The sequence below is a fragment of the Pseudomonas syringae pv. cilantro genome (assembly GCF_001293775.1).
Lineage (GTDB): Bacteria > Pseudomonadota > Gammaproteobacteria > Pseudomonadales > Pseudomonadaceae > Aquipseudomonas > Aquipseudomonas syringae_P.
Map to the genome: position 1 here is coordinate 734,815 of NZ_LGLN01000033.1, position 12,677 is coordinate 747,491.

6 protein-coding genes and 1 pseudogene are annotated in these 12,677 nt (G+C 60.4%); 3 read left to right on the top strand and 4 right to left on the bottom strand.

What is annotated here, in order from left to right; genetic code table 11:
- Positions 1–5: 5 nt before the first annotated feature.
- From ABJ99_RS10410 to mfd, 3 genes are all read right to left on the bottom strand, one after another.
- Entirely contained in the window at positions 6–2,765 is a 2,760-nt protein-coding gene (locus ABJ99_RS10410; protein ID WP_054085735.1) for a DEAD/DEAH box helicase, read from the bottom strand.
- Between the two features lie 75 nt (positions 2,766–2,840).
- Complete coding sequence (locus ABJ99_RS10415; RefSeq protein WP_054085736.1) at positions 2,841–3,365, bottom strand: CsiV family protein; 525 nt, start codon at positions 3,363–3,365, stop codon at positions 2,841–2,843.
- 11 nt (positions 3,366–3,376) lie between these two features.
- Positions 3,377–6,829 carry a transcription-repair coupling factor gene (gene mfd, locus ABJ99_RS10420; protein WP_054085737.1) on the bottom strand — a complete coding sequence of 1,151 codons (3,453 nt, stop codon included), beginning with the start codon at positions 6,827–6,829 and terminating at the stop codon, positions 3,377–3,379.
- A 189-nt stretch (positions 6,830–7,018) separates the two neighbouring features.
- On the opposite strand from mfd, the gene ABJ99_RS10425 reads away from it, so the two are divergent.
- Both ABJ99_RS10425 and ABJ99_RS10430 read left to right on the top strand, forming a co-directional pair.
- Complete coding sequence (locus ABJ99_RS10425) at positions 7,019–8,482, top strand: glyceraldehyde-3-phosphate dehydrogenase (RefSeq protein ID WP_054085738.1); 1,464 nt, start codon at positions 7,019–7,021, stop codon at positions 8,480–8,482.
- A gap of 157 nt (positions 8,483–8,639) precedes the next feature.
- A pseudogene (locus ABJ99_RS10430) lies at positions 8,640–9,895 on the top strand (MFS transporter).
- 66 nt (positions 9,896–9,961) lie between these two features.
- On the opposite strand, the gene tcuC reads toward ABJ99_RS10430, so the two are convergent.
- Positions 9,962–11,254 (bottom strand): MFS transporter, encoded by a 1,293-nt coding sequence (gene tcuC / locus ABJ99_RS10435; RefSeq protein ID WP_054085739.1) that lies wholly within the window; start codon positions 11,252–11,254, stop codon positions 9,962–9,964.
- Positions 11,255–11,677: 423 nt separating this feature from the next.
- On the opposite strand from tcuC, the gene ABJ99_RS10440 reads away from it, so the two are divergent.
- Positions 11,678–12,661: an FAD:protein FMN transferase gene (locus tag ABJ99_RS10440; protein WP_054085740.1), complete on the top strand. Its 984-nt coding sequence runs from the start codon at positions 11,678–11,680 to the stop codon at positions 12,659–12,661.
- Positions 12,662–12,677: the final 16 nt, after the last annotated feature.

Here is a 12,677-nt window from a genome sequence, read left to right on the forward strand (position 1 = left end):
TCAGATCACTTGCGGGTCTTCTTTGGCGCGGCAGGCAACGGCGCGAAGAGCGCCTGCAGGTCTTCGTCGCGCAGCTTCCAGTCGCCAGTTGTCCGGCCGTCGAGCACGCCTGCAGCCAGTGCCGATTTTTCCCGTTGCAGCCGCTGGATTTTCTCTTCCACGGTGCCGCGCGCGATCATCTTGTAGACGAATACCGGCTTGTCCTGACCGATGCGATAAGCGCGGTCGGTCGCCTGATTTTCCGCTGCCGGGTTCCACCACGGGTCGTAGTGAATCACGGTATCGGCCGCGGTCAGGTTGAGGCCGGTGCCGCCGGCTTTCAGGCTGATCAGGAAGATCGGCAGCTTGCCGCTCTGGAAATCGTGAATCGGCGTACGCCGGTCGCGGGTCGAGCCGGTCAGCAGGGCGTAGGCAATGCCGCGCTGCTTCAGTTCTTCTTCGATCAGGCTGAGCATCGAGGTGAATTGCGAAAACAGCAGGATCTTGCGACCTTCGGCCAGCAGTTCTTCGAACATCTCCATCAGGCTATTGAGCTTGCCTGACGTGCCTTGTTTGCTGTTGACCGGCATGTTGTGATTGACCAGCCGCAGGTCGCAGCACACCTGGCGCAGCTTGAGCAGCGCTTCAAGAATGATGATCTGACTGCGTGCCACGCCTTTGCGGGTGATCTCGTCCCTGACCTTCTTGTCCATTGCCAGGCGCACGGTTTCGTAGACATCACGCTGCGCGTCGTTGAGGTCGACCCAGTGGATGATCTCGGTCTTCGGCGGCAGTTCGGTGGCGACCTGTTCCTTGGTGCGGCGCAGCAGGAACGGCTTGATGCGCGCATTCAGGTGATGCAGACGATCCTGATTGCCGTGCTTTTCGATCGCCGTGCGGTAATTGCTGTTGAATTCCTTGCTGTTGCCCAGCCAGCCGGGCATCAGGAAGTGGAACAGCGACCACAATTCGCCTAGGTGGTTTTCCAGCGGCGTGCCGCTCAGGCACAGGCGCTGACGCGCGTTAAGGTTGCGCGCGGCCTGCGCCGCCTTGCTGTTGGGGTTCTTGATGTACTGTGCTTCATCAAGAATCAATACGTGGAAAGGCTGTTTTTCGAGCAGTTCCAGGTCTCTGGGCAGCAGCGCGTAAGTGGTCAGGATCAGGTCGTAATCCTGAAGGTTGCCAGCGTCCTGATGGCGATTGGCACCATACAGCGCCAGCACCTTGAGGTCCGGAGTGAAATGCTCGGCTTCGTCCAGCCAGTTGGGGATCAGGCTGGTCGGCATGACCGCCAGCGCAGGGCGGTCGAGGCGTCCGGCCTGTTTCTCCATCAACAGGTGGGCGAGGGTCTGCAGGGTCTTGCCCAGGCCCATGTCATCGGCCAGCACGCCGCCGACTTCCAGCTCGCGCAGCGACTGCATCCAGCTCAGGCCTTCGAGCTGATAAGGGCGTAGTGTGGCGTTCAGGCCATCGGGCAGGCTGACTGGCGCGTCCTTGATGTTGATCAGGCGCTCGGCGAAATGGCGCAGACGGTCGCCGCCTTGCCAGGTCAACGGCAGGTCTTCGAGCTGGGTCAGGCGCGCGGCATCGGCCTTGCTCATGCGCAGCGCGTTGTTGCCGTCCTGACGCCAGTAGAAATCTCCCAGGGTCGCCAGTACCGGCTTGAGCCGACCGTAGGGCAGCGCGATCTGCACCGGGCTGCCGCCGCTCTGGGTGAAATGGTTGAGTTGCACCAGCAATTGTTCTTCATCGCCGCGTTTGGCCACGGCGGTCGGGCTCATCAGTTCAGGATGGCTGCGGATCAGGTTGATCAGGATCGGCAGCAGGCTCAGGCGTTCGCCATTGACGATGATGCCCAGTTCCAGGTCGAACCAGTCGCGCTCGGTCTCTTCGTCGATGACCGCGTACCAGTCATCCACTGGCGTGACATCGAAGCCAAACTCTTCCTGAATCTCGATTTCCCAGCCTTGCTCGCGCAGACGCGGCAGGTCGTCGAGCACGAAATGCAGCCAGGCCTTGTCGTTGGGCAGTTCGTACATGTCGCCGGCGCTGTCGGGCAATGCCTTGCTCTGCCGGGTGGCGACCTTGAAGCCCAGGTCGGCCAGTTCCTGGCGCAGTTGCCGCTCTTTCTCGCCCTGACGCCGTATACGCAGGGTTTCGGTGTCGGTGTGCTCGATGATGTCGCTTTTCTGATTCACCAGGTCGCTGCCCAGCGAACTGACCAGAATGCTCACATTGGTGGTGCCCACCGCGTAGTGCTTGCCGTAGGCGAAGGCCAGCGCGGCGCGATGCTGCACATGGCGCTGCATGCGGCCGTTGCGCGGTTCGTAGGCGCTGAACTCGACGCTGGCCAGAATCAGCCTGGGCCGCGGTTGCAGGTCATCGATCAGGCGTTCCGGGAGCTTCGGCTTTTGCGCGATTTGCTGCTGCTCGGCGTGCTGCTCCACTTCTCGCTGGTGCGAACTCAGGGCAGCCTGCAACAGCGGCCGGTTTTGCGGGTCCTGCAAAAACAGGAGGGCGGCCACGCAATGTTTGCAATCGTTGCGGACCGGGCAGGTGCATTTGCAGGTCAGGTAATTCTTGTAGCGATCAGGGTCCTTGAACAGCAGGGTCTGGGTATAGATTTCCAGGCCCGAGCCACGGCACGCGGTGCGGATGATCTGCGGGCTGGAGTCTTCCAGCACGATGCGTTTTTGCCGGGCGTAGTCACGCCCTCGCTCAAGCGTTCGATCATGGAATAAGTCTGTCCAGGCCGAAGCCAGGACTTTTTCAAGAATGGACGACAAGTTTTAAAAAGCCCTACGCCGCAGCGATACTCAAAAGAAAGGGAGCGCCGCAGCGCCCCTTGTGTACGTAAAAAATCAAAGAGGAGAAACCTTGATCAGCAACGCCAGGTTGCCGTTGTCCAGATAGGTCAGCTCGCCGTTTTTCACCCTGGCGGTCTGTTTCAGCCGTTCACTGCTGATGACCACGCCGTGCGGGTCCAGCTGATTGACCCAGAATTGTGCATCAATATCGGTAAAACGTGCCATGGCCAGACTGACGGTGCCCTCGATGGGAAAGTGCCCAAGCTTTTCTTCACCGCGGGTGACTGCCATTTTCCCTGGCTCGCTGCCGATGTTCTGCTGCCAGGCACGCTGCATCAGCACCTGATAGTTGCCGCTGTCTTGCAGTTTACTCGCCAGATCAGTGAGGGCAGGGCTTCGTTCATTGCCTGAGTCGATCTTTTGCGCGTCGTTGTCCCAGTTTTCCGGGACAAGCTGGCGGGTCGCAGCCGGCTCGCCGTTCTGGCGAAAAAGCAGGATCTCGACCTGATACAGGCCGTCTGCGAACGCGGTCGAAGCAACCAGCGCCAGCAGCAGGATCAATGAACGAAACAGAAGCATGCGTGAATCCTTCAGGCAGTTTTCGGGGTCAGGCGCTCGAACAGCGCTTCAATGGTGTTGAAACGCTCTTCCGGACGCTCCATGGGCACCATGAATTTGAACAGCGTGGCACCTTCGAATTTGTAGCGGTTGGGCTGGCTCTGGATCAGCTTGATCAGAGTCAGCGGATCAACCGGGGTATCGGCCGCGAATTCGATGCGTCCACCCTGCGGCCCCGCGTCGACTTTCTTGATGCCCAACTGTTCGGCCTGCAACTTCAGCAGCGTGATGCGCACCAGATGCTTGGTCGGCTCGGGCAGCAAACCGAAGCGGTCGATCATTTCGACTTGCAGGTCCTTCAGCGCATCTTCATCTGCCGCGTTGGCGATACGTTTGTAGAGAATCAGGCGCGTGTGCACATCCGGCAGATAGGCTTCCGGGATCAGTGCCGGCACGCGCAGGTTGATTTCCGGCCCGCCGCCCAGTGGCTGATCGAGGTTCGGCTGTTCACCCTTGCGGATCGCCTTGACGGCACGTTCGAGCATTTCCATGTACAGCGTGAAACCGACGGCCTGAATCTGGCCGCTCTGGCCGTCGCCAAGCAGTTCGCCCGCGCCACGGATTTCCAGGTCGTTGGTGGCAAGCACGAAGCCCGCGCCGAGGTCCTGGGTGTTGGCAATCGCTTCCAGACGCTTTTCCGCGTCGGGGGTGATCTGCTTGCGCGGCGGCGTCAGCAGGTAGGCGTAGGCCTGGTGGTGGCTGCGCCCGACACGACCACGCAACTGGTGCAGTTGCGCCAGGCCGAACTTGTCGGCGCGCTCGATAATAATGGTGTTGGCGCTCGGCACGTCGATGCCGGTCTCGATGATGGTCGAGGCGATCAGCACGTTGAAGCGCTTGTGGTAGAAGTCGCTCATTACCTGTTCGAGGTCACGCTCGCGCATCTGGCCGTGGCCGATGCCGATACGTGCTTCGGGCACCAGTTCGGCCAGATCCGCCGCGCATTTCTCGATGGTCTTGACGTCGTTGTGCAGGTAGTAGACCTGCCCGCCGCGCAGCAACTCGCGCAGCAGGGCTTCCTTGATCGTCGGTTTGTTTTGCTCCATGACGAAGGTGCGCACCGACAGCCTGCGCGCCGGAGGCGTGGCGATGATCGACAGATCACGCATGCCCGACACGGCCATGTTCAGGGTGCGCGGGATCGGCGTGGCGGTCAGGGTCAGGATGTCGACCTCGCTGCGCAGCGCCTTGAGCTGTTCTTTCTGGCGCACGCCGAAACGGTGTTCTTCGTCGATGATCACCAAGCCGAGGTTCTTGATTTTCACGTCATCCTGCAACAGCTTGTGCGTGCCGATGACGATATCGATCTTGCCTTCGGCCAGATCGGCGACGGCGGCGCTGACTTCCTTGGCTGACTTGAAGCGGCTCATCACTTCCACGGTCACCGGCCAGTCGGCAAAGCGATCGCGGAAGCTGTTGTAGTGCTGCTGGGCGAGCAGGGTGGTCGGCACCAGAATCGCGACCTGGCGCCCGCCGTGCACGGCGATGAACGCTGCGCGCATGGCCACTTCGGTCTTGCCGAAACCCACATCGCCGCAGACCAGGCGGTCCATCGGCTTGGGCGCCAGCATGTCGGCGCGCACGGCTTCGATGGTGGTCTGCTGATCCGGGGTCTCTTCGAACGGGAAGCCAGCGCTGAAGGTGGCGTAATCGGCTTTCGGGTCGGCAAACGCATAGCCTTCCCGGGCTGCCCGGCGCGCATAAATGTCGAGCAATTCGGCCGCCACGTCGCGGACCTGTTCGGCCGCCTTGCGCTTGGCTTTCTGCCAGGTTTCCGAACCCAGGCGATGCAGCGGCGCCATTTCGTCGTCGCTGCCTGTATAGCGGGCGATCAGGTGCAGGTTGGCGACCGGGACGTACAGCTTGGCGTCTTCGGCATAGGCCAGCATCAGGAATTCCGCAACCTGATTTTCGACTTCCAGCGTCGCTAACCCCAGGTAGCGTCCGACACCGTGGTCGATGTGCACCACCGGCGCGCCTTCACGCAGCTCGGTCAGGTTCTTGATGACCGCGTCGTTGTTGCCACCGTCGGTGCGTTTTTCGCGGCGCCGGCGCTGCATGACGCGCTGGCCGAACAGCGGGCTTTCCGCAACCAGCGCCAGGGCCGGTTGCTCCAGCAGCAGGCCATCGTCCAGCGGCGCGATGGTGATTGCCAGGCGATCCTTGCCGTCGACGAAGTCGAGCCAGCTGTCCACTGTTTTCGGTCGCAGCTTCAGGCGTTCAAGCAGCTCCAACAGCACTTCCCGGCGTCCGGCAGATTCGGCGGTGAATAGCACGCGGCCAGGGAATTCATCGAGAAACTTCGACAGGGCCGCCAATGGCTGGCTGGCCTTGGCCTCGATGGACAGGTCTGGCAAGGTCTGCGCCGGAAAACGCTCGCGTCCGGCCCCGGCGTCGACGTCCTGCTGGCTGGCAACCACGCGCGGCCAGTTTTTCAGGCGCGCGAAGCAGTCCTCTACTGGCAAAAACAACTCGGCCGGCGGCAATAGTGGCCGCGCCGGATCGACACGACGCTCTTCGTAACGATTGCGCACGTCGTTCCAGAAGTTTTCGGCGGCTTGCTCGATGCCGGGCAGCGAGAACACTTGGGTGTCCTGCGGCAGGTAGTCGAACAGCGTCGAGGTTTCTTCGAAGAACAGCGGGATGTAGTACTCGATACCGGCGGGCGTGATGCCGCTGCTCAAGTCCTGGAAAATCGGGCTGCGGCGGAAGTCCACGTCGAAGCGTTCGCGGAAGCGTGCTTTGAAACGCGTGACTTCTTCTTTCTGTAGCGGAAACTCGCGGGCCGGCAGCAGGCGCACCGATTCGACCTTGTCGATGGAACGCTGGGTGTCCGGGTCGAACGTGCGCAAGGTTTCGATCTCGTCATCGAACAGGTCGATGCGGAACGGCAGCTTGCTGCCCATCGGGAACAGGTCGATCAGCGCACCGCGCACCGTGAACTCGCCGTGCTCGTAAACCGTATCCACATAGCGATAGCCGCTGGCTTCCAGACGAGTGCGCATGGCCTCCACGTCGAGCTTCTGACCGACATCCAGCACCAGGCTGCTGCCGAGCAGGAATTTGGTCGGTGCGAGTCTGTGTAGGGCAGTGGTGATCGGTACTACCAAAACGCCATGCACCAGCTCCGGCAGGCGATAAAGGCTGGCGATGCGCTGGGAAATGATGTCCTGATGCGGCGAAAACAGGTCGTAGGGCAGGGTTTCCCAGTCCGGGAAGTGCAGAACCGGCAGCGTGGGTGCGAAAAATTTCAGCTCTTGCTCCAGCCGCTCGGCGCTTTGGCTGTCGGCGGTCAGAAGCAGAGTGAAGCGTTTGGCTGCGCTGGCGGCCTCGGCAATGGCCAGGCTCAGTGCGGCACCGGGCAGATTGCCCCAGTGTTGTTTGCCTGCAGCGGCAGAAAGGTGCGGTAGACGCAGAACTGGCACGGAAGGTCAGGCTCCAGGCGTTGCGACAGGGGCGGCGATTGTAACGGGGGAAGGTGGTGGCTGTCAGTTTTCCGGAGTATTACCACGTATTTATGGGCAAAAATTATGTAGTGCCGGATGATCTGACAGCCGCGCATTGCTCATAAACACTGGCACGGTCATAATGTAGCCCCTTTTTTCAGCCCCTACATGTGGAAGGTTCCCGTGACTCAGAAGCCCGACCAGTGTCTTGGTGAATGGATCGATCGTGAAGCCCTTGCGGAAGCGATGATCCCGCTCATCGGTCAGCTCTACCGCAATAACAATGTGGTGAGTTCGATCTATGGCCGTAGCCTGATCAACCGTTCAGTGATTGCGATTCTCAAGGCGCACCGCTTTGCGCGTCATCGTCAGTCCGATGCCGTTGAGTTGTCCGTCCATGAGACGTTCCCGCTTATCAAGGCGATGAGCGAACTCAAACTGGGTGCCGCTTCGGTGGACCTCGGCAAGCTGGCGGTCAAGTTCAAGACTGAAGGCAATGGCCGCACGGCCGAGCAGTTCGTGCGTGAGGAACTGGCCAGTGTAGTGGGTCAGCAGGGCACCAGCCCGCGTAAAGGCACCGACGTCGTGCTCTACGGTTTCGGACGTATCGGCCGCCTTCTGGCGCGGATCCTGATCGAAAAGACCGGTGGCGGCGACGGCCTGCGTCTGCGCGCCATCGTCGTTCGCAAAGGTGCGGAGAACGATCTGGTCAAGCGTGCCAGCCTGCTGCGTCGTGACTCGGTGCATGGCCCGTTCGACGGCACCATTACCATCGACGAAGCCAACAGCACCATCACCGCCAACGGCAACCTGATTCAGGTGATCTACGCCAAGAACCCGACCGAGGTGGATTACACCCAGTACGGCATCAAAGACGCGCTGCTGGTGGACAACACCGGTGTGTGGCGTGATGCCGAAGGTCTGGGCCAGCATCTGGCCTGCCCTGGTATCGACCGCGTGGTATTGACCGCGCCGGGCAAAGGCAAGCTGAAGAACATCGTGCACGGCATCAACCACGGTGAAATCACCGCAGACGACAAGATCGTTTCGGCGGCATCCTGCACCACCAACGCCATCGTGCCGGTGCTCAAGGCGGTCAACGACAAGTTCGGCATCGCCAACGGTCACGTTGAAACGGTTCACTCGTACACCAACGACCAGAACCTGATCGACAACTTCCACAAGGGCGATCGCCGTGGCCGCAGCGCCGCGCTGAACATGGTCATCACCGAAACCGGTGCGGCCACGGCTGCCGCCAAGGCTCTGCCTGAGCTGGCCGGCAAGCTGACCGGCAACGCGATCCGCGTTCCGACGCCGAACGTGTCCATGGCCATTCTCAACCTCAACCTCGAGACGCCGACCTCCCGCGAAGAAATGAACGAGTACCTGCGCTACATGGCGCTGCACTCGGACCTGCACAAGCAGATCGACTTCGTGAACTCGCAGGAAGTGGTGTCTACCGACTTCGTTGGCTCGCGTCACGCCGGTGTGGTGGATGCCGAAGCCACCATCGTCAACGACAACCGCGTTGTGCTGTACGTCTGGTACGACAACGAATTCGGTTACAGCCACCAGGTGGTGCGCGTGATGGAAGACATGGCAGACGTCAATCCGCCAGCGTTTCCGCAGTAAGCGTCAAGCGTATGAGTTGCCCGGTCTGATCGGGCAGCGATAAAAACGGGCTGAATCCTGTGCAAACAGTGTTCGGCCCGTTTTGTTTTGTGGCGTGTCATGAGAATCTGTAAGGCGATGTTTCTTGTGGCCCCTATGGATGACGGAGTATCAAAGGATGAGTAGTTCGGCCATGGACGGTTCGCAGCAGCAACTCAAAAGCAGTTTCTTTCTTCTCTTTCTGACGATCTTCATTCCCTTCGGTCTGGGGCATTTCGTTTCCTACCTGTTTCGCACCGTCAATGCGGTGATCTACGTTGACCTGCAAACCGACCTGAGCTTGCCTGCCAGCAGTCTTGGCTTGTTGACCGGCGTGTACTTTCTGACCTTCGCCGCCGCGCAGATTCCGCTTGGTGTGATGCTTGATCGTTACGGTCCACGCAGCGTGCAGGCGCCGATGCTTTTATTTGCGGTCGCCGGTTCGGTCATTTTCAGTGTCTCCAGCAGCGAGGCAGGGCTGTTGATCGGGCGTGGCCTGATCGGTCTGGGTGTGGCGGGTTCGCTGATGAGTGCGATCAAAGCGTGCGCTTGCCGGTCGAACGTTTGCCGCTGAGCACCGCGTGCCTGCTGTCGATTGGCGGGCTGGGCGCGATGGCATCGACCACGCCATTGCATGCGCTGCTGAGCTGGTTGACCTGGCGCGAAGCGTTTCTGGTCCTGGCGCTGCTGACCTTTTGCGTGGCCGTGGTCATACATTTCAGCGTGCCCAAAACCTACCAGAGCAAAAACACTCGCTACGGCGATATGTTCGCCGCAGTCGGCAAACTGTACTCGTCCTGGACGTTCTGGCGTCTGGCGCTGTACTCGGTGTTCGCACACGCCATCTACATGTCGGTGCTGTCATTGTGGATGGGGCCGTGGTTGCGCGACATGGCAGGTTTGAGTGATTCCGCTATGGCCAGTGTGCTGTTGTTCGGGGCCATCGCGATGGTGGCGGGGTCTCTGACGTTCGGCGGGATCACCGATTACCTGCGCAGGTTCGGCGTACAGCCGATCATGATCTGTGGCACCGGGATGCTGATCTTTATCGGCTTCCAGGTGCTGATGGTCAGCGACTTGCCGGTATCGCCTTATCTGATTGCCATGGGCTTTAGCTTCTTCGGCACCTCGACCACCATGAATTACGCCATCGTCGCGCAGTCGGTGTCGCCAGAGCTGGCGGGAAGGGTGAGTTCATCCTTCAATCTGGTGGTGTTCGTGCTCGCGTTTTGCCTGCAATGGCTGATGGGCGTGGTGCTCAATCTATGGCCGGTCGCGCAGGGGGCGGGACATCCGCCTGAGGCCTATCAATGGTCGCTGGGGCTGATGATTGCCCTGCAAGTGCCGGGTTTGCTGCTTTGGCTCAGTTTTCGGCCGTGGCGGCGCAAGGTCTGAAACGCAAAACCCCGGCCCGAGATAACCCGGGCCGGGGTTTGTTTGCTTTACCGGTGCGGCGATGAATCAGCTGGCCGAAGCCGCGACAGGCGCCTCAAGCTTTTGCCCACCCTTACGGAACAGCACCAGCGTCGCAACCAGACCGAGCACCGCTGCGCCCGTCAGCCAGATGCCTGGCGCTGCCTTGTTGCTCAGCGCGTGGATCAGGTAGGTGCAGGCCGCCGGAGTGAAACCGCCGAAGGTTGCGGTCGCCAGACTGTAGGCCAGCGAGAAGCCGGTGGTGCGCACGTCGACCGGCATGATCTCGGTCAACGCCACGACCATCGCGCCGTTGTAGGAGCCGTACAGGAACGACAACCAGAGTTCGACCATCAGCAGGTTACTGAAACTCGGGTTCGCGACCAGCCACGACAGGGCAGGGTACGCAGTGGCGATCGCCAGCACGGTGGCCGCAATCAGCAGCGGCTTGCGGCCGATACGGTCCGAGAACGAACCCATGATCGGCAGCCAGATGAAGTTCGACACGCCGACACAGACCGTAACCAACAGGCTTTCCAGGTCGGTCAGGTTTAGCTCGTTCTTGCCGAAGGTCGGGGTGTAGGCCGTGATCAGGTAGAACGTCACGGTGGTCATGACCACCAGCGCCATGCCGCCGATCACCAGGCCGAAGTTCTGGCCGATCGAGCGCACCACTTCACGCAGGGTCGGACGATGGGTGCGGGCTTCAAATTCTGGCGACTCTTCCAGCGAACGGCGGATGATGAAGATGGCCGGCACAATCAGACAGCCGATCAGGAACGGCACGCGCCAGCCCCATTCGCCCATTTGCTCCGGGCTCAGCCAATGATTCAGGCCAACACCCAGCAAACCGGCGAAGACCACGGCAGCCTGTTGGCTGGCGGACTGCCAGCTGACGAAGAAGCCCTTGCGGCCCGGTGTCGAGATTTCAGCCAGATAGACTGAAACGCCGCCCAGTTCCACGCCGGCCGAGAAGCCTTGCAGCAAACGGCCCAGCAGCACCAACAACGGTGCTATCACGCCCAGCGTGGCGTAACCCGGCACGCAGGCAATCAGCAACGTGCCCATGGCCATCATGGCGAGGGTAATGATCAGCCCCTTGCGGCGGCCGTGACGGTCAATGTAGGCACCCAGAAAAATCGCGCCCAGTGGACGCATCAGGAAGCCTGCGCCGAAGGTCGCCAGCGACAGCATCAACGAAGCGAATGCGCTGTCGGAAGGGAAGAAAGTCTTGGCAATGGCCGTGGCGTAAAAGCCGTAGACCATGAAATCGAACATCTCGAGGAAGTTACCGCTGACAACGCGAAAAATCGCTTTGCCTTTACTGGTGGTGGAGGCCATTTAGTTACTCGCTCAGGCTCGTCGGCTTGGAATCCGTTGTCGTTGTTATCCCGTTTACATCGCCGTTACGTGTGTGCGAATGGCGATGCGCACTTGTAACAGTATGTGTAACAGTGCTCAAAAACAACCGTTTCAGCGATTTACCATGTGTTAGCTGATGCTTGACATGTAGTCGCAGTTGCGCAGTGTCTCTGTTGAGCTGGCTATGCGCTCCGGGAAAAAACGTCCAGCTCGCGAGGAGCGGGGAACCATCTGCACGTTGGTGACCACTTAATGACTTGCTGGTCTTGATCGAGCGCAGTGTCTTGCTGGTTCATGCCGGGTTTTCTGCCTTGCCGGCTATCGCAGGCAAGTCGCTTTGAATGGTTTTCGAGAGTGCGGGGCACGGATTTGCAAGGGTTTGGCAGGGTTGCAGGGTGCCTGATGTTAATGGCGGGTGGTGGCTGTACTCAGGAGCGCACGCTGGAAAGCTTCGGCGGGCCGACCATGGGCAGCCATTACTCGGTGGTGTACGTACGGGGCGCGGCGCAACCTGATGCGGCAGCGCTGCGTCCGGAAGTCGAAGCGATTCTGGCCGAGGTCGACCACCAGATGTCGCTGTGGCGCAGCGATTCGGACCTCGAACGTTTCAACGCCTTGCCGGCCAATAGCTGCCAGACCATGCCCGACGCGGTCCTCAAACTGATCGGTGTCGGCGAACAGCTTTCCCGGGACAGTGACGGCGCCTTCGATCTGACGGTCAAGCCGTTGATCGATCTCTGGGGGCTTGGGGCTCACGCGCTGTTTGAGCAACTGCCGTCCACCCGGCAACTGGCCAAGGCGCGCAGTACGGTGGGCTATCGCAACTTGCGCATCGTCGGTCAGCAGTTGTGCAAAAGCGCCGCTGTGCAAGTGGACCTCAACAGTATCGCCGCCGGTTATGCGGTCGACCGCATCAGCCAGCGGATGGATGCGCTCGGGCTGCATGACTACCTGGTACAGGCCACTGGCGAAGTGAAGGTTAACGGTTTCAAACCCGATGGCTCGCCATGGCGGGTGACCCTCGACGCGCCAGGTGAAGAGGGTTATGGCACGCAGAAAGTCTTTCCCCTGAACGGCTATGCTGTTTCTACTGCGGGTGATTACCGGCGGTACGCCGAGCGTCATCCTCGGCGCCTGTCCGACACGCTCGACGCCCTGACCGGTAAACCCGTCGATCATGCGCTAGCGTCGGTGACGGTGATACATCCCTCAGCGTTGATGGCCGACGGCCTGTCCTCGCTATTGCTGATTCTGGGCCCGGAGCGCGGCTGGAATTATGCCCAAGAACGCAAAATCCCTGCTTTTTTTGTGATTCGTGCCGATAAGCGCTTTATCATCCGCAGCAACGCGTCGTTTGATCGTCTGGCCGTAGAACAGCCGCGCTGATTCAGGGGGTGAATCA

Coding starts and splice junctions, on each gene's coding strand:
- ABJ99_RS10440 (WP_054085740.1), top strand. CDS start 11,678: ATGTTAATGGCGGGTGGTGGCTGTACTCAGGAGCGCACGCTGGAAAGC.
- ABJ99_RS10415 (WP_054085736.1), bottom strand. CDS start 3,365: ATGCTTCTGTTTCGTTCATTGATCCTGCTGCTGGCGCTGGTTGCTTCG.
- ABJ99_RS10425 (WP_054085738.1), top strand. CDS start 7,019: ATGTGGAAGGTTCCCGTGACTCAGAAGCCCGACCAGTGTCTTGGTGAA.
- tcuC (WP_054085739.1), bottom strand. CDS start 11,254: ATGGCCTCCACCACCAGTAAAGGCAAAGCGATTTTTCGCGTTGTCAGC.